This is a genomic window from Embleya sp. NPDC059213 (assembly GCF_042754445.1).
GTDB lineage: Bacteria > Actinomycetota > Actinomycetes > Streptomycetales > Streptomycetaceae > Embleya.
In genome coordinates this window covers 1-2,568 of sequence record NZ_JBHZAV010000383.1, presented here as the reverse complement: position 1 = coordinate 2,568, position 2,568 = coordinate 1, and the positions used below count along the sequence as shown (strand labels likewise).

General features: G+C 73.3%; 1 protein-coding gene. It reads right to left on the bottom strand.

Annotated elements, in window-relative coordinates:
* Window positions 1-144: 144 nt before the first annotated feature.
* Window positions 145-2,409: a glycoside hydrolase family 3 C-terminal domain-containing protein gene (locus tag ACFXMF_RS47400; protein WP_379992823.1), complete on the bottom strand. Its 2,265-nt coding sequence runs from the start codon at window positions 2,407-2,409 to the stop codon at window positions 145-147.
* Between the last annotated feature and the right edge of the window lie 159 nt (window positions 2,410-2,568).

Below are 2,568 nucleotides of genomic sequence, written 5' to 3'. Positions count from 1 at the left end.
CCTTCCCGCGTTCGGCTCTGTCGTGGGCGATATAGTATTGGTCGCCGGGGTTGGCGCCGCCCGGGGCGATGGGCCCCTGCGGGCCGGGGGGGGGGGGCCCCCCTTCCCGGGGCCCCCCCACCCGCCATCGTTCGCGCGCCGGTCTCAGCCCGTCGCCTCGGCGACCCGGTCGGCGAGCGCCGCCAGTTCGTCCCGGCCGATCAGGCCGCCGGCGAAGTCGGCGACCACCTCCAGCGGGACGTTGTGCGCGGCCCGCCGCAACGTCGCGTCGTCCGCCAGCCGGCTGGTGAGGCCGGCGTTGGATCGGGCCAGTCGTTCCACCAGCAGCGGGCCGCCGATCGGGTGGGCCAGCCACTCGCCCAGGGTGCTGCGCACGTCCAGTTCGGCGGTGTCCGCGTCGGCGGCGACGGCCAGTTCGGCGGACAGTCGCACGTCCCGCGAGGATGCGGCGGCCTCGATCCGGTAGGTACCGCCCTCGATCCGCCAACACCGGTCGCGCACGCTGAAGTAGGCCAGGTCGGCGCGGGGGAACTCGATCGTCACCTCGCGGCTCTCGCCCGGCTGGAGGCGGACCGAGGCGAACCCGCGCAGTTCGCGGATCGGGCGTTCCACCGGCGAGCCGGAGGGCGCCGCGGAGTAGATCTGTACCACCTCGCGGCCGGCCCGTTCGCCGGTGTTGGCGACGGTCACCCGGACCACGACCCCGGCGCCGTCGTCGACGCCGGCCACGCTCAGCTCGCGATAGGCGAAGGTGGTGTACGACAGGCCGTGTCCGAACGGGAAGGCGACCTCGACGCGGGCCGCGTCGTAGCCCCGGTAGCCGACGAACACCCCCTCGCCGTACCGCACGTGGCCCTCCGCGCCGGGGAAGGTCAGGAAGCTGGGGGAGTCCTCCAGGCGCAGCGGGATGGTCTCGGCGAGCTTGCCGGAGGGATTGACCGCGCCGAAGAGCACCCGAGCCAGGGCGCCGCCGCCGGCCTGGCCGAGCAGGAAACCCTCGACGAGCGCGGGCACCCGATTGTGCCAGGGCGCGGTGCGCACGATGCCGCCGTTGGAGAGCACCACCGCCACGCGCGGGTTGACCGCCAGGACCCGGTGGAGCAGGGCGAGTTGGTCGGCGGGCAGGTCGATGTGGTCGCGGTCGAAGCCCTCGGACTCGTCCTGTTGGGCGAGGCCGAGGAAGAGCACGACGGTGTCGCTCGTGGCGGCCAGGCGCACCGCCCGGTCGGCCACCTCGGTCGGGTCGGCGTCGGGTTCGGGGCCGTCGGCGAGTGGATAGCCGGGGGCGAACTCGACGTGGGCGCCGTCGGCGAGTTCGCGGATGTGGTCGAGCGGGATGTCCACCCGGGTGGGGGTGACCTGGGAGCTGCCGCCGCCCTGGAAGCGCGGGGTGCGGGCGAGTTCGCCGATCACCGCCACGGTGCCCGAGCCGGGGTCCAGGGGCAGCAGCGGACCCTCGTTGCGCAGCAGCACGATGCTGTGGTCGGCGACCTCGCCGGCGAGACGGTGGTGTTCGTCGTACGGCGCGGTCGAGCCGTCGCCGGCAGGCCGCGCGGCCCGGTGGGCGAAGTGCACGAGCCGTTCGACGGCCCGGTCGAGCACGGCCTCGTCGAGTTCGCCGGCGGTGACCGCGGCGACCACTTCGCGGTCGGTCCGGCCGCCGGTCGGCGGCATCTCCAGGTCGAGTCCGGCGCGCAGCGCGGCGACCCGGTTGCGCACGGCGCCCCAGTCGGACATCACCAGACCCTCGAAGCCCCACTCGGTGCGCAGGATGTCGGTGAGCAGCCGGGTGTTCTCGGACAGGGTCACGCCGTTGACGCCGTTGTACGCGCACATCACCGCCCACGGCTTGTCGCGGCGCACGATGCGTTCGAAGGCGCGCAGGTAGATCTCGCGCAGCGGACGTTCGTCGATGTCCGCGCTGACCCGCATGCGGTCGGTTTCCTGGTTGTTGGCCGCGTAGTGCTTGAGCGTCGCGCCGGTGCCGTTCTCCTGGAGGCCGCGGATCACCGCGCCGCCGAATTCGGCGGAGTGGGTCGGATCCTCCGCGAAGTACTCGAAGTTGCGCCCGCACAGCGGCGAACGCTTGATGTTGATGCCGGGGCCGAGCAGGACGCCGATGCCGTGTGCGGCGGCCTCGGCGGCGAGTGCGGCGCCGACGCGGTGCGCGAGGTCCGGGTCCCAACTGCTGCCCAGCGCGACGGCGGGCGGGAAGCACGTGGCGGGGGTGGCGGGGCGCAGGTCGAGTTGCCCGGGCTCGTGGTCGGGGTGCTGTAGGCGCAGCCCGTGCGGGCCGTCGGACATGGTGACCGACGGGATGCCCGCGTGTTCGATCGGCTTGGTGGTCATCTGGCCCAGGCCGCTGGTCAACGCGGCCTTGTCGGTCAGGGTGAGGTCGTGCGCGGCCATGGCGACTCCGATCGATGGGTCCCTGGGTGGCTCGGGCTGCTGCCCGCCACGAAAGCCGGCCGGCGATCGGTAAAAACCATATGGTGATCGGTTTTGATGGTCAAGGGTGCCCGACGTCGCCGAGGGGGAGTCGATCACCGGGCACGGGCCGGGCCACCG

What these genes read in the sequence shown, in the direction of transcription:
- ACFXMF_RS47400 (WP_379992823.1), bottom strand. Translation starts at nt 2,409, where the DNA reads ATGGCCGCGCACGACCTCACCCTGACCGACAAGGCCGCGTTGACCAGC.